The sequence below is a fragment of the Paenibacillus medicaginis genome (assembly GCF_042138635.1).
Classification (GTDB): domain Bacteria; phylum Bacillota; class Bacilli; order Paenibacillales; family Paenibacillaceae; genus Paenibacillus; species Paenibacillus medicaginis.
In genome coordinates, this window is the sequence record NZ_JBHIRY010000031.1 from 19,641 (window position 1) to 43,788 (window position 24,148).

Genomic DNA, 24,148 nt, shown 5'->3' on the forward strand with positions numbered 1-24,148 from the left:
AATCACCTGCATTCCATAATTGTACATACATCATAACACACCTAAGGGCCGCATACTGCTTCTGGCAGACAGGAAATGCAGGGGGAGCGGGACTTCCCTCTTTCGAGCCGGGCGAGTACAATCTTTAGAGAAGCAAAGTCGTCCCCAAAATAGTCCCCAACTCTCTCTTCGGACGAATTGACAAGGAGGTCGGGTTTCGATCATGTTCCTGAAGAAGCATACCGTAACGCGCAACGGCAAGACTTATCGCTATTACCGGATCGTAGCCGCCTACAAAGACGAGGACGGCCGAAGAAAACACCGTCTGGTGAAGCATGTAGGCTCACTGACGGATGAAGAAGCGGCACTTCTCAGACAGGAGCTGCGCTCCGGACGATGGCGGCAACAGCCGGATATGTCCATAGCCTTGCCATCCGCAAACCGCGCAAGCCCCCTCAATGTGGCTGCTTTTATCCCAAGGGAGACGCAGCAACTGGCTTATTATGATCATACCGACAAAGAGTGGAATTTGACGGACCATGATATGCTTTTGCTTGTACGCGAAGGAAAGGGCGAGCTGCATATGGCCGGCAAAAAGATCTTGCTCGCTCCGGGTATTGCTGTATTTTGCCCGGCAGGCACGGGAATGTATATCATCAACGAAGAGCCCCGGAAATTGCTGATCGACCGCATCGTGTTCGATACGCTCGTTCCTGCAGAGAACTTTGCGGGCAACGGCAGCGCATACGAACGGGCAGCCTGCCCGCTGCCGGAGGGAAAGATTCGGCTTGCTTATCCCACACGGGCGCTGCAGCTGTGCAAGGAACTGCATGCCGCAGCGCAGCCCGGCAGACCGCGTGATCCGTTGAAAGTGCAGTCGCTATTTACGCAGCTGCTCGACAGTGTCTTCCCTTCGTCCTCTGCGAAGGAAGCCGGCGAGACGGAGCGGTGGATCAAGCATTCCATCCGATATATCAGGGAGCATTATCAGGAGCATATCACGCGAGATCAGTTGGCGGCGCTGATCGGCATCAGCCCTGAACACTTTTCCAGAATATTCATGAAAGGAACGGGCCGCAGCTTCATTGATTATTTGAACAGAGCACGGGTTCGGAAGGGACGCGAACTGCTGCAGCTTACACAGCACAGCGTTCATGATATCGCAGTAACGACAGGTTTCGGGAGCGGGCATTATTTCAGCCGCAAATTCAAGCAGCTGACCGATGTCTATCCGACAGAATACAGAAAGCAGCCGAAAAGCTATGCGGCGCTCAATCCGCACACAACATCATGCCTGCTCGCATTTGGCATCGTACCGAAGCTCGGCGTCATCGGAGAATGGATGAAACCATGGATGCTCCGGCATTACGAGAAACGGATCGATTTGTCCTCGTTTCAGGAGACGCAATGGTACAGCGAGAGTGTGATACAGAAGCTTGATGAGCTCGGCATCGACCTGGCGATTGCGTACTCCGATGAAGAAGGCGCAGAACCGCTCAGCGATCGGGTTCCGGCACTGCTGCTTCCGAGCGAATGCGCATCATGGCGCAGCGAATTGCTCAGTCTGGCCGCTGCCGTCACCCGCGAGGAGCAGGCTGCCGACTGGCTGGCCGAATTTGACCGGAAAGCGGCTGCGGCCAGAGACATGCTGGCTCCGCTCCTTGGCCGGGGAGAGACGGCGCTAATTGTTAAAATCGTCTCCGAAAAATTATACGTGTATGGAAATTTGACAAGCATGGGCGGCAATATCATTTACGAGGCGCTGCAGTTGAAGCCGCCCCCGGCGGTCAAGCGGGACATTATCGACAAAGGGCTGCTCAATATACCGGTAGCTCCGGAAGCGCTGACGGAGTACGCCGCCGATCATATTTTTTTGTTCCACTACCGTTCGAACTGGTATGCGCAAACACCGTCCGTGCTGGAAACCGGCCCATGGCGGCAGCTGGAGCAGGCTTGCCGGCAGCGCATTTATACACCTGATTACAATGTATTTTATGGTTACGACCCGCTGTCGATGGATTTGCAGCTGGAGCAGGCGGCTGAGCTGCTGTCATCACAAATGTAATCATTATCTGTCATCTATGTCCATTGACGGGCTCCTGGAACGTTGCTAACATTCTCATTGATAATGATTATCAATTATTGGCGAGAGGAAGACATCCGAATGAAACAACGCAAAGGAATTTCAGGTCTGGTACTGACGCTGCTGATGATTTTGCTGGCGGCTTGTGGAAATGCAGGGACAAATAACGCAAGTCCTGGCGGCAGCGCAGAGAGCCCGTCCACAGCAGATAAGCCGCAGGCAGAGACGGGTGCCGTAGGCGCCGGTGCGGGACCGATCACGATACAGCACGACAAGGGCACGCTGACGCTGGACAAGCCGGCAACCCGTGTCGTATCGCTCGACTGGCTGTTCACCGAGTCGCTGGTTGCGCTTGACATGCAGCCGGTCGGCAATGCGGAGAACGAAGAATACAAGAACTGGGTGACTTCCGAGGCTGCGGTAACGGATGAAGTCGTGGAGCTCGGCATCAAAGACGAGCCGGACCTCGAAGCAATCGTCGCGCTGAAGCCGGACCTGATCATCGCCGGTACCGCCTATCAGGAAGGGATCTATGAGCAGCTTAATGCTATTGCTCCGACCATGATGTTCACTCAATATCCGGCAGACGGCGACCAATATACGAGGATGATGGATATTTTCCATGAGATTGCGGCCGCAGTGGGCAAAACAGAGGAAGCAGCGCAGTATGTGGCCGGGCTGGACCGGCATTACGAGGAAGCCAAAGCCAAGCTTGCCGCCGCAGGCAAAGCGGATTTGCCTTACATTCTGGTCCAGGGCCGCAGCGATCAGAATGCTGCCGCTTTGTGGACCATGACAGAAACGTCGATGGCCATCCAGACCTTGAATCACATCGGCCTGCAGAACGTCTGGAAACCGGAAAAATTCGAGCAATACGGATATACCGATACAAGCATCGAGGCGCTCATCGCGGTACAGAATGCCACCCTGCTATCTGTCGCGCAGCAGACGGATGACGTGTTCAACCGGCAATTGGCATCTAATGCGGTATGGAATGATCTTGCTTTTGTCAAGGATAACCGGCACTATGCGCTGGATGGCAGCACCTGGCTGTTCGGCGGACCGGTATCGGCCAAGGTACTCGTCGACGAAGTCGTCAAATCATTGCTGCCATGAGACTGGCCGCCATATTCGGAGGGGGCGTTGCCGCTCTCCTTGCCTTGCTGCTGCTCAGCTTGTATGTGGGCGACGCGCCGATTCCCGCCTCGGCTATCATCGAAGCGCTGCTGAGACCGCAGGACAATCTTTATCATCATTCAATCCGGGAGCTGCGTCTGCCACGCGCCGCTATCGGCCTGCTGGCAGGCGCGGCATTTGCAGCGGCGGGGGCCTTGCTGCAGACCGTTACGCGCAATCCGCTGGCTGCCTCTGATACGCTGGGCATTAACGCGGGCGCTTATTTTATGGTGGTGCTGGGTACGGTTGCATTTCCACTGCAGCTCCACCACTCTCCTTTTTTGTTTGCCGCAGCGGGCGGGGCGCTGGCCGCTCTCGCCGCTTATTTGCTGGGCGGCGGCCGCGCCGCGGCGCCGGTCCGCCTGGCTCTCTCCGGCATCATCGTATCGATGGTGCTCGGGTCGTTTACGGCGGCGCTGCATATTTTGAATCCGATTCAGACGCGCTCACTGTTTCTATGGGGCTCGGGATCGCTGGAGCAGATGGACTGGAGCGGCGTTGCATATGCCTGGCCTTGGGTCATGGCGGGACTGCTGGCTGCCTTTGTGCTGGGCAGACAATTCGATGTGCTTGAGTTCGACGAATCGACGGCACAGTCCCTTGGACAGCGGGGAGGATGGATTCGTTTCGCCGGAGTCGCGCTGTCCGTACAGCTTGCGGCCGTGGTCGTCAGCGTGGCCGGGCCCATCGGCTTCATCGGCCTGCTGGCTCCCCATCTGGTGCGCATGGCCGGGCTTCGCTCACATCGCCTCGTGATTCCGGCCAGCGCATTATGGGGGGCGGTGCTGCTTGTTGCCGCAGACATCATCGCCCGCATGATTCGCAGCGACGTCGGGGAACTGCCAGTCGGCGCGGTCATGGCGGCGGTCGGGGCGCCATGGCTGATCTGGCTGGTGCTGCGCAAGATGAAGGGAATCTCTACCGGAGCGACGCAGGCATCCGTGACCGCCAGCGGTTCGGCCGCCCGTCTGCGCTTCGCTCCGCTTGCTCTGGCACTGCTGGCGCTGCTGGTAGCGCTCATTCTTGTGAGCTTCACACTAGGCAGCTCCCGCATCCCGCTGACTGAGTTGTGGAGCAGCCTTGTTGGAACGGACAACGCCTCGCCCTATTCGATTCTGCTGAACCTGCGCATGCCACGAACGCTCGTTGCTGCAGCGGCCGGCTGTGCGCTTGCGGTCAGCGGTGTGCTGATTCAAAGCGCCATCCGCAATCCGCTCGCCGACTCCTGGGTCATCAGCGCCGCTCCGGGCGCAGGGCTGGGTGCGCTGCTCCTGATCGTCGTCTGGCCTCAGGTTCCGCTCGGCTTTCTGCCCCTTGCGGCCATGGCGGGAGCCGTGATCGCCGCGGCGCTCGTCTTCCTGCTCGCCTGGCGCAAGTCGCTGCAGCCGTCTGTTCTGATTTTGCTCGGCATCGCCGTATCCGCCGTCGCTTCCGCCGGTATTCAGGCGCTGCTGGTGAAGGGAAGCTTTGCCGGGAACAAGGCGTTGATCTGGATTAACGGCAGCACCTATGCGCGCAGCTGGCACGATCTGCTCGTCATCGCCTGCTTTCTCGCGGTATTGCTGCCCATGTCCTGGGCATTCGGCCGCAAATTCGATGTGCTGGCCTTCAGCGACGAAAGCTCGACCGGCCTCGGCCTGCAGGTGCGACGCACCCGGCTTCTGGCTTTGGCAGCCGGTGTGTTGCTTGCGGCCGGAGCCGTTGCGAGCGTCGGCACAATCGGCTTTATCGGCCTAATGGCGCCGCATGCCGCCCGGCTTCTAATCGGTCATCACACGCGGCGCTTGCTCATCCTCTCCGGCCTGCTCGGGGCGATACTGCTGGTACTCGCCGACACGAGCGGCCGCATCATACTGGCGCCCAAGGAAATCCCGTCAGGACTGATGATCTCTTTGATCGGCTCGCCTTATTTTCTGTTCCTGATGTACAGGAGCATGGGGCGAAAATGACAGGATGACAAAAATAACGCCCTTCTGCCTCCATAAAGTGGAGGAAGGGCGTTTATTTGTGTCCGACAATAATTCCTTTAAGTTACACTATCCGAAAAACAGTGCCTGTTTTCTAGAAGATCCTTTTAAGACTGTTGGGTACTATTACGAAAATTATCTTCATCAGAAAAGGAGACCCACCAACCATCCTCCTACAAACCCAACTGAAGCCAAATTTTCATCCGATACCATGCCAACAAACAGAGTTGCCTTTCACCAAACACAAACGTCCATCGATCATATACCACGCCTTAGAAAGCATTCCTCGTGACGTTCGTGTGGCGTTTTTACGTACGAGCCTAATATCCAAGACAATCCCTCCTACAGCACCTATAACTCAACTTTCGCAGAGCCCAGAGCCCAAATCCACTTAAACCTTTGTAGTTACTGGGTTCTGAAGAATTCGATTCGAATCCCCTTCTAGTTGGACAGTCAAGCCGCCAGCCGATCGTGGCAAGACATGTGATACTCGCTTTTCAGGAGCTTTGCACGATTATCCCGTTGGATCAGGTACAGAAAAACAGAAAACCGGGAACCGAAAATATAGCTTTAGGCACGTTAAAGTAAATAACGGATCAAATCAGGCACGAAAATGCCTGTGGTTACGCTATTCAGGACCATCGAATGGGTCTATTATTTGTTTGATTGTGCATTATGGAGAAGCAGATCGGTTCGAGGTCATGAGACGATCATAGGAGGAGCAGAGTGTTTAGGTGATGTGAAACCGACCAAGCGACTGGGAGAGAAGGAAGGAGAGAAGCAAGACACCGAAAAAATAAAAAGCCCCTGGTCCTCGTTGCCGCTTGAAACTGAATTTTTCCGATTTCCCCGTTCATGCTAAGCCACACCGTTCAAGCCACGCACATCAGCCTCACCTTTCCTCGCTCAAGCCCTGCGATCAGGCCGCAGCTGCAAGAGGCTGATCCGGTTGGCGCGCAATCAGTTGGCGGTAAGGGATCTCGCCGGAATCGCCACACCGATGTACAGCAACTTCTGCCACATCGTTTCTTCCCCTTCGGTTAGGTGCAGTCGGCGAATCCATAATCCACGTACGTAAGTTCTTTTTCCCATTGCACCAAACATGCGTTCCTGTTTCAAGCCAAACATCCCACTTGGGCTAGGCCCCAACCCCCGCATTCTGATCAAAAGGGATAATCGTGCAAAGCTGTATGGAAAGGCATTAGGCATTAGGCATTAGGCAACGAACACCACCCTATAGATACCCATCTCACTCTGGCTACTAGACTCTGAGGGGGGCGAACCCCCTTCTTGCAAGAAAGCTAGCAAAAAGCGGTCTGCTTTGATTCAGCGTCAACCCCAGCAGGGAATCTCCGTTTTACCCCGTTATATCAGGGCCTATTTGCCGATTTCATGCTGCTAAAGTTGAGGTTATAACATATAACATGACCATCGTTGAATTTACTTTTGCAAATGATAAGGCACTGTCGTGATAATGACATTTCTGCGGTAAAGCAAGTGGGCCCGAATCAGCAAGCTGGATTGGTTATGCAAAATATTGTGCCAGCCTTTTTTCGGAATAAACTGTGGAATCACCACCGTAACCTGATAGTTCGCTTCGCTTGCCTTACGCTGGACGGTATCGATAAATTTAGTCAATGGATGAATGATGCTCCGGTAAGGAGAATACAGCGTCACCAGGCGGACATCCGGGTGCCAGGCTTCCCACTTCTTCTCGAAGGCCACTTCATCCCCCCGCTCGAATGGAACATATACGGCAATAATCTGATGCGGGGACAGTGACTTCGCATAGTTCAACGAATTTTCGACGACATGGGTAATACCTGCGACCGGCAGGATCACGACATTGCCGTCGATAGGAACAGCGGGCTTGCATGTCGAGATTCTGAGCTGTTCAGCCACAGCGTCATAATGCTTCCGGATCCGGTAAAAAAGCAAAATGATGAGCGGCAGGAACACCAGCACAGGCCACACCTGGCTAAATTTCGTTAAAAAGAACATGATCACCACAATAAAGCTGATCAAGGCTCCGATGGTGTTAATAATGAATTTGAGCCCCCACCCCTGCGGTCGCTCACGCAGCCATTTCAACATCATCCCGGTCTGGGACAGGGTAAAGGGTATAAATACACCCACCGCATAAAGCGGGATCAGATGCTCGGTTTGCCCTTTAAAGGCCATGATTAATACAATGGAGAGCAGACCCAGGATGATAATACCGTTGGAGTACCCCAGACGGTCCCCTCGTACCGTAAACATGCGGGGAATAAATTTGTCTTTTGCCAGATTGACCGCCAGCAGCGGGAAGGCCGAATACCCCGTATTGGCAGCCAGAATCAGAATAAGCGCCGTGGTTCCCTGGATAAAGAAATACATAAAATTCCGTCCGAAGGTTTGCTCGGCGATTTGGGATAAGACCGTCACCTCTCCCACGGGGCTTACTCCGTAATAATAGGCCAAACACACAATCCCTGAGAAAAGCAGAGCAAGCAGCAGCCCCATGGCCATTAGCGTTTTTGCCGCATTGTTCGGAGCCGGGTCCCTAAAATTCGGAATCGCATTGGAGATAGCCTCAACTCCGGTAAGAGCCGAGCTTCCTGAAGAAAAGGCCCGCAGCAGAATGAACAAGCTTATTCCCGCCACCGGAGTGCCGATGGAAGTGTGCAATTCAGGAGCAACCTGACCTGTTGCAATCCGATACAGACCAACACCAATCAGTATAAAAAGAGCCAGCACAAACAAATAAACAGGGTATGCCAGAACCGAGGCCGATTCTGTAACCCCTCTCAAATTCAGCAGCGTGATCAACAGCACAAATATGACCGCAATCAACACATTATAGGAATGCAGGCCGGGAAAAGCGGAGGTGATGGCATCCGTACCGGCAGATACGCTGACCGCCACCGTCAAAATATAATCCACCAACAGCGAGCCTCCTGCTATTAAGCCAGGATACTTGCCCAAATTTTCTTTGGAGACGACATAGGCTCCGCCGCCGTGAGGATAAGCAAAAATAATTTGCCGGTAGGACAGGATCAGCGCAGCCAACAAAATTAAAACACCAACGGCGATGGGGATTGAATACCAGAAGGCGGCCGTGCCGAGGGTGACCAGCACCAGCAATATTTGTTCAGGACCGTAGGCCACGGACGAAAGGGCATCCGATGAGAGAATCGCGAGCGCTTTTGTCTTGTTCAGCTTCTGCTCACTGGCTTCATGTGATTTCAGAGGCCTTCCGATTAAAAATCGTTTCAAATAGGGTAGCATTTGTCCTCACCGTAACTTTCCTAGGAAGTCATTCATTCAAAACCCGCGTGCATATAGCTTTCCCTGCAACAGCCTAAATTATTGGAGGCTGAACGGGCCTTGAATAGAATATCCCTTTAGAACGGTTTGTGTAAAATGCTCCTTTTTCTTATTTGTGTCAATTTTGCCTGAATGGATTCATGTAAGCGAGTAAAACAACCTTTTTTAACATAAAGCTCTTGCTGGCTTTTGCAATCTCGTCCGGATTAATCTATAGCAATTAGCTTCTATCCGCTTTCGGAAAATAAGCTTCAATCTTCAGATCAACACCAACCTGCTGCACACTCAAGCGGGTCAGGGAGACGGCTTCATCCATAACCGCTGCGCCCAGACCTTCAAGGAAGGTAGGCGCATCCTTGCCTCCGACCAGCTTGGGGGCCACATAGAGTACAAGCTTGTCAGCCAGCCCCTGCTGCACAAACGAGGCGTTCACTTGCCCTCCGCCTTCCACGAGCAGCGAGGAAATTTCATGCTGGCCCAGAATGTCCAGCACCTGCTCCAGATTCACCCGCTCGCCTTCCGTCGGGATGACTTTGACCCCCGCTTGTTCAAACTGCCGCTGCTTGTCCTCATCCGGCGCGCTGCCGGTAAAAATCCAGGTTTCCGCCTCGCCGTCCGTTACCACGCGGGCATCCAGAGGAGTGCGCAGGCGGCTGTCCAGAATGACGCGCAGCGGATTTCTGCCATCAGGCAGACGGGTGGTGAGCTGGGGGTCGTCATGCAGGATGGTCTGCACACCCACCAGAATGGCGGCATGCTCATGACGCAGCCTGTGAACATCCTCTCTGGCCTCCCCGGAGGTGATCCATTTGCTGCTGGCCGTCCGGGTTGCAATTTTGCCGTCGAGCGTGACTGCGGATTTGATGGTGACAAAAGGCCGCTTGCTCACAATATAAGCATTGAACACTTCGTTTAACCGCTCGGCTTCTTCTTCCAATACGCCCTGGATGACTTCAATGCCCGCATCCTTCAATATTTGCACACCTCGGCCCGCCACGAGCGGATTCGGGTCCAGCGCGGCAATGACGACACGGCGGATGCCAGCGCGCACGATGGCCTCGGCGCACGGACCTGTCCGTCCATGATGCGAGCAGGGCTCCAGCGTAACATAGATGGTCGCCCCTTCCGCATGCTCGCCAGCCATGCGCAGCGCGTGAATCTCCGCGTGGGGCTCGCCCGGCTTCAGATGGGCCCCAATCCCCACAATTCTCCCATCCTTGACGATGACCGAGCCAACCATCGGGTTGGGCCGGGTTTGGCCCCGGGCTGCTTTCGCATTATCCAGAGCCAGTCTCATGTAGGTTTCATGCATGCAAAATCTCCTCATTTTGACCGAAGTGACCGGAACGCTTCACCTTCGTCTGCAGATATTTGACGTTAAATTCAGAGACATCGCCCCATAGCGGGACACGCTTGACCACATTCATGCCGGAAGCCTTCAAGGCCTCAAGCTTCTTCGGATTGTTCGTAATGAGTGTGACCGGCTGCTGTCTCAGATGCTTGAGAATGCTGATGGCATCTGTGTAGCTGCGAGAATCGTCGGCAAAACCGAGCTCCAGATTCGCTTCCACTGTATCCATGCCGTTCTCCTGCAAAATATAAGCCATCGCTTTGCTGAACAGCCCGATGCCTCTTCCCTCATGATTCGCCAGATAAAAGAGAGCTCCTGCCCCGTTCTCCACAATCATTCTCATGGACTGGTGAAGCTGATACCCGCAATCACAGCGTTTGCTGCCGAAAATATCACCTGTATGGCAGATGCTGTGCATGCGGATCAGCGCATCCCCGGCGTGCTCAAAATCACCATAGACCAGCACGCTGGACTGCTGTCCTTCCGCCAGATTAAGGGAGGAAAGCCGCTTGATCAAGGTTTCGGTCGAAGCCGTCTGGCAGGCGGCCATGTCCTCCTCGCTTTGCACAGGCAACCAGGAGTACCACTGGAACACCACGGTTTGCCCGTCAAGATTCACCGGAAGCCTGATGGGTCCGACCAGAATATTGGTCGATGTATCGGATTGTACGGTCGCTATTTTATCTTTCAAAAGGGAAACTGCCTTGTTATGAATCATGCTGCACCATCCTTAGCTTCTATAAGATTACCCCGCCCAGCAGGTTGAATATAACTAGCACATACAAATAATAGCACATATGTTCGTGTAATTAAAAGAAAAATATGATTCATCCAAATTTTAGATGTAACTTCGTTTCATTTGATTACTTTATGTAACAGAGTATATTTATAAAATCACATTTCGTCAAGTCAATAACATTACTAAAAGTTACATTGTATATTTTAATAAGCCTTAGTATAATAAAGCCCAAAGAGGTGATAGGAGAATGGAAACGTCACAATTATGCCCCCGGTTCGAAAAAGCCGTCGAACTGCTGAGCAAGCGCTGGACCACATTAATCGTCTATCAGCTCATGGCTGGTCCGCAGCGGTTTGTCGCCATCGAGAATTCGCTGCCCAATCTGAGCGGCAAGGTTCTTTCGGAGCGTCTGAAGGAGCTGGAGGAGGAAGGGATTATTGAACGTACTGTGTATCCCGAGAAGCCGGTCCGCATCGAATATTCACTGACTCAGAAAGGCCGCGAGCTGGCCCCTTTGCTGGAAAACATCCAAGGCTGGGCCACCCGCTGGATTGAAGTGCTGCCTGCCCTGGAGAAGCAATAACGGAGATTGATAAATGAACAAGCCCAAAAGACACACTTACGGAAGTCTTTTGGGCTTGTTTGTTGTTCAATCGTGGTCTGACTTCCACGAATGCACGTCGTATACGTTCTTTTATGCCTCGCATGCTCTTTTATGCCGCGCTCTCCTGGAGCGGAGATTAGGGCATGCGCTCCAGATACGGCTTCACCGTCTTGGCCAATCGATAGCCGCTGGTCGCATCCCAGTTCACAGACCAGGTCATGGCCCCGCGTAAATCCGGGTAGCGAGCCACCGGTTTATAGCTGCCACAGCCGCTGCCTGTCGCAAGACAGCCCAGGGCGTTGTTCACAACAGAAGCATCCACGTAACCCCCGCCAGCCGCATTCGCAGTAGCCGGAACGCCCAAGCCCAGTTGCGAAGGCGACACCCACTGCAGCGTCAAGTCCGACAGAGCGGTCAGGAAGTCCACATTGCCCTGGGAATAACATTTGCCGTCACGTCCCAGCATACAGCCTGAATTGTAGTATTGAACATTGATGACGGTTGTGATGTCTTTCAAATTTTTATAGAGCTGCATGTAGGTCGTATTTTCATTCTGCATATCAATCGTTTGCGGTGCCATGGTCAGCACGAAGTCAGAGCCTGCCCTCTGCTGAATTTGGCGGATCGCGTTCGTTAAATTCGGCACATTCATGCCATGCTCCAGATCGACATCAAGGCCGTCGAGGCCGAATTGGGAGATCAGACCGGACATGCTTTCCACAAAATTGGACACGTTCGGTGAGGCCACGCTAAGATCAATATTGCCTCTCTCCCCGCCGATGGAGATAATGACCTTTTTGCCCTTCGCCTGTTTGGCGCGAATGTCGCTGATCAGATCGGCGTTGCTGTACCCGCCCAATGCCGAGGAGAGCGAAGAGTCCACGTTAAATTTAACCGCCCCCGGTCTGGAGGTATCCATATCGGCAAAAGCCAGCACGATGATATCATATTCATCAGGCACATCACGCAATCTCAAGTTAGTGGCCCCATTCACGAAGTTCTGCCAGTACCCGGTAAGCGTATGCTTCGGCAGGTCGCCGTTTCCTCCGTCCCCGCCGGAAGGAGCCGTCGTCGCCGTCACCTGGGTGCTCTTGGCAGACGTATTTCCAGCGGCATCCTTGGCTGCTACACTAAACACATAGGATGTACTGGCGGCAAGTCCGGTTACCGTAGCCGTCGTGCCGGATACGGTGAGCACCTGGTTAGTGCCCTGATAGACGACATACCCGGTCACCCCGACATTATCCGTGGAGGCGCTCCAGGACAAGGACACACTGGATGAGGTCGTCCCGGTTGCCTTCAGGTTGGCCGGTACGGAGGGCGCCGTCGTATCATCCGTTTCCCCGCCTCCTCCATCCTCAACCAGCAGCCACAGTGCAGGTACATTGGATGGCTCCCAGCCAGTCAGGGACGTATGCGACTGGCGGCATTGATAGGTTGCTCCCCCATAGGTGACCGTATCATTCACCGTATAGCTCACATTAGGGGCCCATGCTCCCTTGTCCGCAGCGAAGGCCGCGGCCGGCAGCAGCGCAGTCATCAGGGTCAGGACCAGCAAAAGGGACAGCAGCTTGCCATTTTGACGACAGACGGTCAACCATTCTCGAATCATAGAAAATTCCTCCTCTTCATAGTAAAATCTATGATCTCTCTCCACTCTCTCGGCATCACCTCCTTCATCGCGGACAGATAGGCATAAATCTGCTAAAACGTAAGATCATAAGCAATTTTGGTTTGGTTCAAAATCGAAATCATAGCTTGCCAGACCAGGCGGCGTACGTGATCATTCTGACAGACTGTATTGCCGCTATCTCAGCCTAACGGACTGTATTGCCGCTATTTCGGCAAAATCAAGCATTTTGGAGTTTTAACGGACCTATTAGCCTCTATTTAGCATTTAAACGCATGTTTTGGGTCATTTTGGGGTGAATAGGGTCTTCCCAGTCCGTTAGGACAATGAAATTCCGCCTTTTGAAGCAAATAAGAGCGTTCTGGTCCGTTAGCGGAAAAGGACGACAATTCCTCATTCCAGCGGCCAGTCGTCATGCACTGGTTTTCAGGATATATTTTCCATAAATATAGCATTGCGATCCTTCCTCTCACAGGGGGAAATTTATAGGATGAGAGGGGACAATCTTTAGCTGGTGTAGCTGTTATAATAGAAGGAGTTCATATTTAGCAGTATGGAGACGGGACGGATGAAAATGAATGATACACAGTGGACCGGGCTTGTGCAGCAGGTTGCGGAGCATTTCAGCGATCTGACGATCAAGCGCGGATTTCAATATTACAAGCAAGGGCGGGTTGATGAACTTACGATAGCTGATTCCGGATCTGTAGCAGCAATTGTTCAGGAAAACGGGGCTTCTGCCCGCGTCACCCTCAACCTTCACTCTCTTGAAGACAGCGAGTGCTCCTGCGGGGAGAAAGGCGGCTGCAGGCATATGATCGCGGTCCTGCTACAGTACGCGGCGCTGAAGGAGCGGCCGGTCTTCAGCATCGTGAACGCCCATTCGGCTGGCCTGGCCAGCAGGGCGCAGACTCAGGCGTATGCGGAAGCAGACCATGCTTCCGGTAGCGGCGCTGGGCGCTTCCCCGCACTGCCTGGAGCGGACCGCGAGCAAGTCAGCAGGCCCTCCAGCGCCATGCCGCTAGTGGACCGTGAGCATACCGCAGAGCCGAACAGCTCCATGCTGCGAGCGGACCACGAATATGCCGCTGAACCGGCCATCGCGGACATGAGCACAGCCCAGTGGCATGACCTGTTCAGTCAATGCACCGTCCCTTTCGGGAGCGGTGCGCAGCCCTTCCAATATGCTCACCAGGCGCTGGAAGCGATCTATGCTCTCAAGCCGAGGCTCGCCCCCGTGCTGGAGCAGCTATTCGGGCTGCATGCCCATCTGTTCGTGCTGGACAGGCTGATCGGGCTCGCCCCGGGCGCGGCTCGTGGCGCCCACTTGTACCTTGGGTATCACACGCAAATTGCCGCTGACGAAATAAAGGCCGCGATTCATCTAAGCTTGTCGGAGGAGCTGGCTATTGAGGGTCATCCAGGACACTGGAGCATGGTAACGGACACGCTCGATTATCTGCGGGAGCGGATGCGGAACGAAAGCGGCGGACGGCTCCACTATTTCCCGGATATCTATTACCGGTTCTGGCAACAGTGGCTCGCTCCCCACACGGACGGACCAGAGATGTTCCGGGAGGAACTGCGGCTGCTGGAGACGGCTGAAGGAGCTCAGGAGAGCGCTCCCGCCCGGGTGCCGGAGCTGCTGGCCCGCAGCTGGATGTATGTATTCCTGTCACGCGATGAGGAAGCATGGCAGCATCTGCAGGCAGCGGACCGCAGCACGGCCCGGCAGCTCCCGCCCGCCCAGCTTCTGCTACTGCTGAGTGAGCTGCACGGGAAGGGAGAATGGGCGCGGCTTGTTGACGGCCTCACCGCTATTGGCCTCCTGCTGGGGACGGGAAGCCTGGACGAGTATCTTGCTTACTGGCGGACGGCGCTGGAGCATCTGCCGGAGCTGGAGACGAGGATGTGGGACACGCTGACCGTCATGCTGCCGCTGTCCGGGGACATCTATGCACAGGCTCTGCTGGAGCGGGGCAGGTATCGGCAGTGGATGGATTATCAGCTGAGCACCGGTGCGGAACCGCTCGACTTCCGCGTTGCGGAACTGCAGCCACTAGAACGGCATGCGCCCGAGCTGCTGCTGCCTTTCTACCATCAGGCGGTGGAAAGATACGTCCTGCTCAAGAACAGGCACGATTACAAAGCTGCGGTCAAGCTGCTGAAAAGGCTGGCCAAGCTGTACAAGAAATTGAAGCTTGAGGACCGCTGGCAAGCGTTCTTCGCCTCCTTTACCCGCCGTCACGGACGACTGCGCGCCCTGCAGGAGGAGCTACGGAAAGGAAAGCTGCTCTCATGAGTACATTCACGTCGGCTTATACCGTTCATATTACGCTCAGCGCCCATGGAGACGCGCTCATCTACGGCACAACCGAGACGGGCGGCTATGTGCCCGGGCTGAAGCTGAAGCACCGTTTATTCGCATGGCATGAACCGTCCTGTTACGGCACGGAGCTGGAAGTCAGGCAAGTACAGGGTGCCGAGATCATTATTCTGCCTGCCGAGCAGGTGATTCCCTTCTTCGCGCGGCGCGAGCTGCCGGAGCATATCGAATGGGCATGGGGCCAGGACGCATCGGGGATTGCCCCGCTTGCCCTAACGCTCGCCGCCTGTATCGAAGAGCGAAAATACATCCCGAGCTTCGCCGCCTTCCGGTCCGGGCGGCTGGAGTGGATTTGGGACACCGATGCGCTGGAACAGAGCCTGCGTACCAAGCCCTCTTCACCGGAGAAGGAGGATACGATGGCGGATTCCGGGCTGCGGACCGCGCTCAAGGAGAGCGCGGCGGATGAAGGGCTGGCGGCGGCTTTCTCGGCGGCGGTCTTCCAGCGCTGGTACGGCACGGAAGCGGAAGCGGCCGACCTGCGGCGGGAATATCCCCAGCTTTTCGCAGACAACGGTGCTGCTACCGCCTGGGACGAAACAGGCTGGCTCGTATCCATCGGCTGGAAAGCGGACAGCGCGCCGTTTCGTCCGCTGCTGCAGCTGCTGGAGCCGGACGACGAAGAATGGCAGTGGCGGCTGCGGCTTGTGCTGCAGGACAAGCTTGATCCGGCCAGCCTGGTGCCCATTCGGCTGCGCGATGACGGGCAGGCGGCCGGGGACTGGCCGGACCACTGGACGGCTCATGTGCGGGACCGCTCGCCAGCCTGGCTCGCTGGTCTGCGCGCCAACCTGAGCGCGGACCAGCTGTCCGGCGGAAGCGGCGGCGTGCTGGGCAGCCCGCTGGCGGACGAGGCCGCCTGGCGGTTCCTGACGTCCGACAGCCGCCGCCTGCTGGAGGCCGGATGGCAGGTACTGCTGCCGGCCTGGTGGGAAGCCGCTTCGCGCAAGAAGCCACGGCTGCGGGCCAAGCTGCGCTCCGAGGAGAGCACCGACACCAGCCGGGGCAAATCGCTGTTCGGCATGGATGCGATCATCAGCTTCGACTGGCGGATTGCGGTCGGGGATGCGGATCTGACTGAGGAGGAATTCGCCGAGATCGCCGCCCGCAATGAGCGTCTGGTCCGCTTTCGCGATCAATGGATTACGCTTGATCCGGCCCTGCTGGAGCATATCCGGCGGATCATGGAGGGAGTGGACAGCTCGCAGGGCCTGTCCTTTCAGGATGTGCTGCATCTTCACCTGCTGCAGAACCAGGAGCAGCCGTGGCGGCGCGGGCCGAAAGCGAAAGGACCGGCGAACGGTCAGGAAGCTGAAGAAGAAGAGCCGATCAAGCTGGAAGTGGAGCTTGACACGTACCTGCAGCAGCTTCTCGGCCAGCTTGAGCGCAGAGCTGAATGGCCGCAGCCGTCCGTGCCGGCGGGCTTGCAGGCCGAGCTGCGTTCCTACCAGCTTGAGGGATATGGCTGGCTTGCGTTTCTGCGTCAGCTCGGTTTGGGGGCGTGTCTGGCAGATGACATGGGCCTGGGCAAAACGATCCAGTTCATCACCTATCTGCTGCATCTCCGGGAAACAGCGGAGCTGGAGACGGCCCTTCCTGCCCTGCTCATCTGCCCCACCTCGGTGCTTGGCAACTGGCAGAAGGAGCTGGAGCGTTTTGCCCCCTCCTTAAGGGTGATGCTCCATTATGGAAGCAGACGGTCCGGCGGGGAAGCATTTGCGCAGCAAATCAGCCAGGCCGACATCGTCCTGACCACCTATGCCACCGCCACACTCGATCAGGAGCTGCTGCAATCGTTCACGTGGGAATCCATCTGCCTGGACGAGGCCCAGAACATCAAGAACGCCCAGACCAAACAGTCCGCCGCCGTGCGCAGCCTGTCCGCCCGCCACCGGATCGCCTTGACCGGCACCCCGGTCGAGAACCGGCTGGCAGAGCTGTGGTCTATTTACGACTTCATCAATCCGGGCTATCTCGGCAGTCTGCGGGCTTTTACGACCCGCTTCATTCAGCCGATTGAGAAAGATCAAGACGAACAGCGGACGCACGACCTGCAGCGGCTGGTCAAGCCGTTCATGCTGCGCCGCAAGAAGAAGGACCCGGCGATTCAGCTTGCTCTGCCTGACAAAAATGAAATGAAAACCTACATTCATCTCACGCCCGAGCAGAGCGCTCTGTATGAGCAGACCGTTCATCAGTTAATGGAACGGATGAAGGAGCTGGAAGGCATGGAGCGCAAAGGTGCGATTCTGTCAGCGCTCACGCAGCTCAAGCAGCTCTGTGACCATCCGGTGCTGCTCACCAAGGAAATGGTGGAGGAGCCTGTGCCGGCTGGAGACGGCAGCTCTGGAGGCGGCACAGGGAGCGGCCCTGCGGAGTGCGCCCGCCTGATCAGCCGCTCTGCCAAGCTGGAGCGCCTTGTCGCCATGGTGAAGGAGCTGCGCGAAGAAGGCGAGCGGTGCCTCATTTTCACACAATATATCGGGATGGGAGCTATGCTGCAGAATGTGCTGGGCCAGGAGCTGCAGGAGCCTGTGCTCTATCTGCATGGCGGAACCTCCAAAACCGCCCGCGACCGCATGATCACGCAGTTTCAATCCCAGGACCTGCCCGCCGCCGAGCAACCAAACGTATTTATCCTCTCCATCAAGGCGGGCGGCGTCGGCCTGAATCTGACGGCAGCCAACCATGTTTTCCATTTTGACCGCTGGTGGAACCCGGCCGTTGAGAATCAGGCGACAGATCGGGCGTATCGGATGGGGCAGACCAAAGATGTACAGGTTCACAAATTCATCGCCCTGGGCACACTGGAGGAACGGATCGACGAAATGCTGGAGAGCAAGCAGCAGCTCAGCGATCAGGTCATCTCCAGCACAGAGGGCTGGATTACCGAGCTGTCGAACGAGGAGCTGCAAAATCTCTTCACCCTCCGCCGCGAGTGGACCGCCGAATAACCGCGTTTAAAACGAAGCGGCCTTATTCCTGTGGAACTCAGGACTAAGGCCGCTTACTCACATTTCATTCAAAAATGCTTTAAATCCTTATCGAGAAATTCATTTATTTTATCGTAATTAATATCATAGTTTAGTCTAAGATTAATCTTTTTCACAAAATCCTCCGGATTTTCCAACAGATCTGCGAAACGAATATCCACGATGTCTTTATTTTCTTTCTCCAGCTGTTCCCGATGAACATTTAGATTCGCATTGTATGGTCCCAGAATCGTTTGTGCAGTAGCGTAATCAGAATTGCTTCTATGAGCAAGCGATCGAATACTCTCATCCAAGGGCCGCCACACAAATACATAGGTAATATTATTAAGTACTTCTAAAAAAGGCTTCAAATAATCAAATGTGATGACCATTCTGGGATCTTTTAAGCCATAAACAGGCTTGGATTGTTTGAGCAGAATTGAATAAACTTCATTCTCGGGGAGTTTGGAAGCCATGATCCTGTCCCGGGACAGAGGACGATCCCACGCAGCTCCAACAGATCCAAGAATTTTATCGTTTAGCGCTACAAAGTCCAAATTTTCGAAATGTCCTTTGGGATTTGTAGGATTGGGTCCTAATAATCTATCCCCCATAGGGATTCCCATATGATATAACACACCAGCAACTGCACTTGATCCGGAACGATGAAGGGCGAATACTAGAAAAAGCTTACTTATTTCATACAAAGTTGTTCCTCCTTTACAAACTCACATTTCATTCACACATGTTTTAAGTCCTGATTGAGAAATTCTTTAATGACATCGAAGTCAATGTAGTTACTATTGTAGTTCAGTCTCAGATAAATATTTTTCACAAAATCCTCTGGATTTTCCAAAAGGTCTGCGAAATAAATATCCACGATGTCTTTATTTCCTTTCTCCAGTTGTTCTCGATGGTAATTCAGATTCGCAAAGTAAGGCTCCAGAACCGTTTGTGCAGCAGCGAAATCAGCATTGTGTCTATGAGCAAGCGATTGAATACACTCATTCAATGGACACCACACAAATACGTAGGTAATATCATTGAGCATTTCAAAATAAGGTTTCAAAAAGTCAAATGTGATGACCATTCCGGGATCTTTCAAGCCAGCTACACCAGCAACTGCACTTGATCCGGAACGATGAAGAGCGAATACCAGAAACAGCTTACTTACTTCATGCAAAATTATTCCTCCTTTACATAAGTAACGAAGCAGAGCAAGCTGCTCTCAGTAATCTGACTCATTTTTTCGGACACTCCCCCGCTGATTTTTCAGGGGAAACTCATAAGGACCTCAACATTCCAGGATCGCTGCCATATTCGTGCAGAAATTTCATCCTGTAATGGTGGTAGACAGGATCTTCATCCGTATTCATGAGTCCACAGTTATGAAGGGCCCACGGCTCAGCCTGATGCGGGATGCCCACAGAATACCCTCTTCTTCTGAATTCGAAGCATTGGGACAGGTCGTAATAATGCCAGCCGTCAAAAATATCCTCCCGCCATGGAATATCATATTGAGTCGCCAGCAATAGGCCATCCACTGCAGCCACGCTTTGAAAAGGAGCCTCTGCCTCGGTGAATTTCACATATTGGTATGTGTGGCGATGTTCAATCACTTTCCCCACAAGCTGGTCTGAATACCACCAAACACCGTGATTTGGAATCGTTCCCGCACCAATGAGCCCGACCAGACCGAGCTGCGGATGGCTTTTAAACAAAGAAAGCAGATCGGAAATAAAGTTGGTGTTCATGATAAACGTATCCTGGTGCAAATAGACCTTGTACTTCGCGCGTGATTCACGAATGGCTTGATTATAACCGGACGCGAGGCTGGACGCTCCCCTGTTGAAGTAGGTTTCGCAACGAACGCCCGGCGGAAAAGACAGAAATTGAAGGTGCTTCACGCATAAGTTGTACTGTTCCTCATCATTCACGCAAGTTACAAAACAAACGGTATCTTCCTTTTCCGTCATCATACTCCCTCTCATTTCCATGTAATCTCCATAATTTTATTTGTATGAAGCCATGTTTTGGAGTATAACCTCGAATAACTTGGTCAACTTTCGCAGAGCCCAAATCCACTTCAACCTTTGTAACTACTGCGTTCTGAGGAATTCGAATCCCTTTCTAGTGCTGGACAGTCAGGCCGCCATCCGATCGTGGCAAGACATGGGATACTCTCTTTTCAGGAGCCTTGCACGATTATCCCGTTGGATCAGGTCAAGAAAAACAGAAAACCGGGAACCAAAAATATACTTTAGGCACGTTAAAGAAAATAACGGAGCATATGAGGCACAAAAATGCCTGTTGTTACGCGATTCAGGACCATCGAATGGGTCTATTATTTTTTTGATTGTGTCTTGAGAAGCAGATCGGTTCGAGGTCATGAGACGTTCTTAGGAGAAAGCAGAGCGTTTAGGTGATGTGAAACCGACCGAGAGAGAAGGAGGGAGAAGGAAGGAGCGGAGCAAGGCACCGAAAAAATAAAAAGCCCCTGGTCCTCGTTGCCGCTTGAACCCGAATTTTTCCGATTTCCTCGTTCATACTAGCCCACACTGGCCCACACCGATCAAGCGACGAACCTTAGGCTCACCTTTCCTCGTTTAAGTACTGCAATTAGGTTCAAGTACTGCAATTAGGACGCAGCCGCAAGAGGCTGCATCGGTTGGCATGCAATCAGTTGGCGGTAAGGGATCGCCGGAATCGTCACGACCATGTACAGTAACTTCTGCCACATCGTTTCTTCTCCTTCGATTAAGCGCAGTCGGCGGCGGCCGGTGTACTCGTTGAGGTACGCCTGCAGATGTTTCGGACCCAAGGCTACATACGTACTCTTCAGCGATGTCCACGCCTCTCTCACCACTTTACGCAAGGGTCTATACAGCCGATAGGCTTGAAGGAACGATTGTACCTCCGATGCACGGACATCTACCTGTTCGTTGATGAACGCAGCGAGTTCGTGACGATTTGCTCTTTGCCCCTCCCCCTTCCTCTGCGGGATCGGGCGGATTTTGACCTGCTCCGGCTCGCCCGACTCCGTGACCGTGCACCCGGCTACGACCACCGAAGCATGCGGATGAGGAAACTGAGGCCGGGACGGATTACACCCATACAGGTCACTGTTCACCTTCACATCTCCGCAGAGCAGCTCCCGGGCGTCAAACTCTCCGACGGCATGGCGGATGCGATGCAGCATGAGCCATGCGGTCTTGTAGGTGACCTGGATCACCTGGCTCAGCCGCATCGCCGAGATGCCGTCGGGCAGCAGAAACAACTCCAGCGCCTGAAACCACTTGGTCAGGGGGAGATGCGTTCGTTCAAAAATCGTGCCCACCAAAGCCGACGTTTGATGCGCACACCTTGTGCACTCGAACAAAGGGACACGTCGGGAAGTTAGACGACTGCAGCGGGTGTGAGCGCAACGCGGGCAGACGAAGCCGTTCGGCCACTTCATCGCGATCAATGCCTCCATGCAGGCCTGCTCGTTGTGATAACGACTGCTAAAGGATTGAAGTTCCGTTTCCGTTTGGACTTCCATGTCTGCTCGCCCCCAAATCCATAATCCATAATCCATAATCCATAATCCATAATCCATAATCCACGAACATAAGTTCTTTTTTTCATTATACCAAACATATGTTCCCGTTTCAAGCCGAACATACCACTTAAGTTACCTCTTTTTTTCTTTCTCTTTTTTTCTTTTCTCGTTTCTCTTTATTCCTTCTCCTAGGCCCTCCGAACCTCCAACTCCCGCATTCTGATCAAAAGGGATAATCGTGCAAAGCTGTATGGAAAGGCATTAGGCACCACCCTATAGACACCCATCTCACTCTGGCTACTAGACTCAAAGGGGGTCGAATCCCCTTCTTGCAAGAAAGCTAGCAAAGAGCGGTCTGCTTTGATTCAGCGTCAACCCCCGCAGTAGATCTCCGTTTTACCCCGTTATTTCAGAGCCTGTTTGCCGATTTTGTCCTTAACAAGATCGGTGATATGTCACTGTCTTCCCTCTGCCGACATTACTCGGTTTCATCGGTAGTACGCAGTGATCCGACTCCCTGCCCATCATTTGACATTCTCCCTTGTGATCGGTTGTTTGTCATACTTCCTCTGAAGAATGGGCAGGGTCTCCCAAGTTGCTGTGAAGTCATTGTATAGCATGCCTGGCTCTTCGACCCCGAGAGAGCTCATTCACCCTCACCCTTAACGCATGAATGAGTGTTGTCTTCCGTACTTTCGAAAACGTCGACCTCTCCGTTTTACTCTTTTCGAGGCTCTATCACTTTCAGGCCTACTACCTAACTGTCTACGCTTAACGTCTGAAATTACTTCCAGCCGTCCAAGACTCGCTATTGGTGGCTTGGCTTTGCCTTTCCAAGCAGGATTTCCACCTGCTAAACTTCACAACCTAGGCTTGGTCGCACCGAAAGTTGGATGACTTATCCATAAAAAAACGAACGCTCCCGTCAGGGGCGTCCGTTCAAAGTTATACTTTCGAGGTCCTGTCAGCCCCCGACGCCGTGATTTGTTGTAGACGTGGCGGGACTTGCCGGAGACAAAGGTATAGATATACTAAGAAAAGCGAACACCATACCTGCTGAGATTAAAGCCTTTACCATTTTCACCTGTCAGAACTCCTTTCAAAATGGTTTGGTATTCTTTCTGCTGCTCGTCTGATGCATAACCACGGAAAGTTTCGAACAATGCGGCCAATGCTTTGAATTCGCTGTCTCTCTTTATACTGCTTGAGGTTTGTAGAGAATCCAGAATGTAATTTAATGCAACTGTGTATTTGTTATGCTTCAAATAATAGATGGCCAAATGAAACATAAGAGTGAAATAGTATAGTTGGTTATTGTTTTCCTCCAATGTCGCAAAGCTCTCTATGTCCTGGGAAAATTGATGGAGGATATAATCCACATTCCAATCATTTTGATTGGCCGCCTCCATAATCGTAACCATACCTGGTAAAATTTCTTCCGGATTATCTATGAGAAATTGGACATAATCTGACAATATTCTGTGGTTCCCTGAAATCAGATCAACGGCAAATATGTTTGCCTTAGCCCAAAAATGAAATTTTTCAACCTCTTCCAGACCTTCTTCATCCAAGCCGCGAAACCAGCTCATGTCACTATACTTGGCGATATACTCTTTGGCCCGCTCATATAAACCCTTTTTTTGATAAACCAGTGCCTTGGCGAGATAACTGTATGCATAATAAAACACAAGTGGGCGTCTGGGAGGAGTGTCTACGGCTTGGTGGGCAGCAGTGCGAAAGATATGCTGTTGATACAATTTGTTGGATGTCTCGTATATGTAATCTGCGATACCATCCGCTTTATCCCATTCTTCCTCACGATAGCTGATTTTGAACAGTTCGAATGCTTTGTCTAAATAATGGCTTTCAGACAGCATGAAAAGGGCTTCCTTCTTGTCTAAAACTTCTTCCAACAAAAACACCTCCATTTAGATTCACGATGTGTAAATCAAAGATGGAGTGAATAGATCCCAGTATGTTACAAATATATACATATTCCGGCCCCAGGTCAACTACTCTTGATGCAGCGCTAAAAACAAATAACACTCCACATTTAACGGGAGTGTTCTTACTTTTGAATAGGGCGGCGGCGGCGTGGGCGTTTGCTGCTATCCTGCCACTCTTCTACATCACGGGGGTCAACCTCCAGAACACGGCAGATTTCCAGGGCCAGAATCACATTAGGTATGTCTTGCCCTGCTTCGATGCGTTGATAATGCCGGACAGAAGTACCAACAAGGGTAGCAATCTGTTCCTGTACAAACCTTTTTAATTCGCGTGCTTCCTTGATTTTCACCCCTGTGTACCCCTCTTGCCATGATTATTTATTCATTTATGGTAACAAAATAGGGAATAATTTATTACGACCTTGTGGACACGTCCTATAGGGCGTTATATAATTAATGCAGAGTGAT

General features: G+C 53.2%; 16 protein-coding genes. 6 read left to right on the forward strand and 10 right to left on the reverse strand.

The annotated features are described in order from the left end of the window. Nucleotides 1–202 precede the first annotated feature (202 nt). The 3 genes from ACE5LO_RS22795 (at nucleotide 203) to ACE5LO_RS22805 (ending at nucleotide 5,187) form a co-directional block, all read left to right on the forward strand. Nucleotides 203–2,044: a helix-turn-helix domain-containing protein gene (locus ACE5LO_RS22795; RefSeq protein WP_375522259.1), complete on the forward strand. Its 1,842-nt coding sequence runs from the start codon at nucleotides 203–205 to the stop codon at nucleotides 2,042–2,044. 99 nt (nucleotides 2,045–2,143) lie between these two features. After that, nucleotides 2,144–3,178, forward strand: coding sequence for an ABC transporter substrate-binding protein (locus ACE5LO_RS22800; RefSeq protein WP_375522260.1), 1,035 nt, complete (start codon nucleotides 2,144–2,146; stop codon nucleotides 3,176–3,178). Then, nucleotides 3,175–5,187: an iron ABC transporter permease gene (locus ACE5LO_RS22805; RefSeq protein WP_375522261.1), complete on the forward strand. Its 2,013-nt coding sequence runs from the start codon at nucleotides 3,175–3,177 to the stop codon at nucleotides 5,185–5,187. Before ACE5LO_RS22800 ends, ACE5LO_RS22805 begins: the two co-directional genes overlap by 4 nt. A 1,458-nt stretch (nucleotides 5,188–6,645) precedes the next feature. Here the strand turns inward: ACE5LO_RS22805 and kimA are convergent. The 3 genes from kimA to ACE5LO_RS22820 form a co-directional block, all read right to left on the reverse strand. Further along, nucleotides 6,646–8,472: a potassium transporter KimA gene (gene kimA / locus ACE5LO_RS22810; RefSeq protein WP_375522262.1), complete on the reverse strand. Its 1,827-nt coding sequence runs from the start codon at nucleotides 8,470–8,472 to the stop codon at nucleotides 6,646–6,648. 259 nt (nucleotides 8,473–8,731) lie between these two features. Beyond that, a complete protein-coding gene (gene ribD / locus ACE5LO_RS22815; protein ID WP_375522263.1) occupies nucleotides 8,732–9,823 on the reverse strand; it encodes a bifunctional diaminohydroxyphosphoribosylaminopyrimidine deaminase/5-amino-6-(5-phosphoribosylamino)uracil reductase RibD in 1,092 nt (363 codons plus the stop codon). Beyond that, nucleotides 9,816–10,580 (reverse strand): GTP cyclohydrolase II, encoded by a 765-nt coding sequence (locus ACE5LO_RS22820; protein WP_375522264.1) that lies wholly within the window; start codon nucleotides 10,578–10,580, stop codon nucleotides 9,816–9,818. The genes ribD and ACE5LO_RS22820 overlap by 8 nt, the downstream gene beginning before the upstream one ends. Nucleotides 10,581–10,848: 268 nt before the next feature. Here ACE5LO_RS22820 and ACE5LO_RS22825 point away from each other — a divergent pair, with 268 nt between their 5' ends. Continuing rightward, nucleotides 10,849–11,184: a winged helix-turn-helix transcriptional regulator gene (locus tag ACE5LO_RS22825; protein ID WP_375522265.1), complete on the forward strand. Its 336-nt coding sequence runs from the start codon at nucleotides 10,849–10,851 to the stop codon at nucleotides 11,182–11,184. Between the two features lie 157 nt (nucleotides 11,185–11,341). Here the strand turns inward: ACE5LO_RS22825 and ACE5LO_RS22830 are convergent, their stop codons facing one another. Next, complete coding sequence (locus tag ACE5LO_RS22830) at nucleotides 11,342–12,817, reverse strand: chitinase (RefSeq protein WP_375522266.1); 1,476 nt, start codon at nucleotides 12,815–12,817, stop codon at nucleotides 11,342–11,344. Between the two features lie 586 nt (nucleotides 12,818–13,403). Here ACE5LO_RS22830 and ACE5LO_RS22835 point away from each other — a divergent pair. Next, complete coding sequence (locus tag ACE5LO_RS22835) at nucleotides 13,404–15,137, forward strand: SWIM zinc finger family protein (RefSeq protein ID WP_375522267.1); 1,734 nt, start codon at nucleotides 13,404–13,406, stop codon at nucleotides 15,135–15,137. Then, nucleotides 15,134–18,175, forward strand: a complete 3,042-nt coding sequence (locus tag ACE5LO_RS22840; RefSeq protein ID WP_375522268.1) for a DEAD/DEAH box helicase — start codon at nucleotides 15,134–15,136, stop codon at nucleotides 18,173–18,175. The genes ACE5LO_RS22835 and ACE5LO_RS22840 overlap by 4 nt, the downstream gene beginning before the upstream one ends. Nucleotides 18,176–18,243: 68 nt before the next feature. Here the strand turns inward: ACE5LO_RS22840 and ACE5LO_RS22845 are convergent, their stop codons facing one another. From ACE5LO_RS22845 to ACE5LO_RS22870, 6 genes are all read right to left on the reverse strand, one after another. After that, nucleotides 18,244–18,900 carry a sulfotransferase family protein gene (locus ACE5LO_RS22845; RefSeq protein WP_375522269.1) on the reverse strand — a complete coding sequence of 219 codons (657 nt, stop codon included), beginning with the start codon at nucleotides 18,898–18,900 and terminating at the stop codon, nucleotides 18,244–18,246. Between the two features lie 32 nt (nucleotides 18,901–18,932). Beyond that, complete coding sequence (locus ACE5LO_RS22850; RefSeq protein WP_375522270.1) at nucleotides 18,933–19,376, reverse strand: hypothetical protein; 444 nt, start codon at nucleotides 19,374–19,376, stop codon at nucleotides 18,933–18,935. 100 nt (nucleotides 19,377–19,476) lie between these two features. Beyond that, the gene (locus tag ACE5LO_RS22855) at nucleotides 19,477–20,190 is read right to left on the reverse strand and encodes a glycosyltransferase family protein (RefSeq protein ID WP_375522271.1); all 714 of its coding nucleotides are present in this window, start codon (nucleotides 20,188–20,190) and stop codon (nucleotides 19,477–19,479) included. Nucleotides 20,191–20,831: 641 nt separating this feature from the next. Next, the gene (locus ACE5LO_RS22860) at nucleotides 20,832–21,734 is read right to left on the reverse strand and encodes a transposase (RefSeq protein WP_375522272.1); all 903 of its coding nucleotides are present in this window, start codon (nucleotides 21,732–21,734) and stop codon (nucleotides 20,832–20,834) included. Nucleotides 21,735–22,765: 1,031 nt separating this feature from the next. Beyond that, entirely contained in the window at nucleotides 22,766–23,647 is an 882-nt protein-coding gene (locus tag ACE5LO_RS22865; protein ID WP_375522273.1) for a DNA-binding protein, read from the reverse strand. Nucleotides 23,648–23,802: 155 nt separating this feature from the next. After that, a complete protein-coding gene (locus ACE5LO_RS22870; protein WP_375522274.1) occupies nucleotides 23,803–24,030 on the reverse strand; it encodes a helix-turn-helix transcriptional regulator in 228 nt (75 codons plus the stop codon). Between the last annotated feature and the right edge of the window lie 118 nt (nucleotides 24,031–24,148).